Origin of the sequence: Parachitinimonas caeni (assembly GCF_030129945.1) — a bacterium.
GTDB lineage: Bacteria > Pseudomonadota > Gammaproteobacteria > Burkholderiales > Chitinimonadaceae > Parachitinimonas > Parachitinimonas caeni.
In genome coordinates this window covers 1-420 of record NZ_JARRAF010000198.1, presented here as the reverse complement: position 1 = coordinate 420, position 420 = coordinate 1, and the positions used below count along the sequence as shown (strand labels likewise).

Sequence of the window (420 nt, the reverse complement as noted above, 5' to 3'; positions counted from 1 at the left end):
GGTTTTTGAGTGGACCTTGTGGTTTGGTCTCAAAGCGATACTCATCCAGACCAGGTAGACGGACAGGGGCTGGATCGGGATGGTGGCGCCCAAGGCCGAGCTGACCGAAATCGTCGCTACCCCAGGTGTACATCAAGCCATCAGCCTTAAGGGCCAAGCTAAAGGTTTCACCTACCGCGAAGGCGGAAAATCCCGTCCCCACCAGAGCCGGTTCATCTTGCCCATCAGCAGTCCCTGTTCCCAGCTGTCCGGATGAATTATTTCCGAAAGCCCAGAGACTGCCATCCTGTTTAAGTGCCAGTTGATGCCATGAGCTAGAGATAATATCTTGATAGCCCGTTCCCAATCGTTTGGCGGCAACCTTCGGATTTGAACTCATTTGCCAGAGTTCGCCGTCATGCGACAAAGCGAAAACCGATT

General features: G+C 53.3%; 1 protein-coding gene. It reads right to left on the bottom strand.

Going from position 1 to position 420, the window contains the following annotated elements; translation table 11 throughout:
• Window positions 1-420, bottom strand: a 420-nt coding sequence (locus PZA18_RS25810; protein ID WP_308447462.1) for an RCC1 domain-containing protein, incomplete at both ends; no start/stop codon positions are given.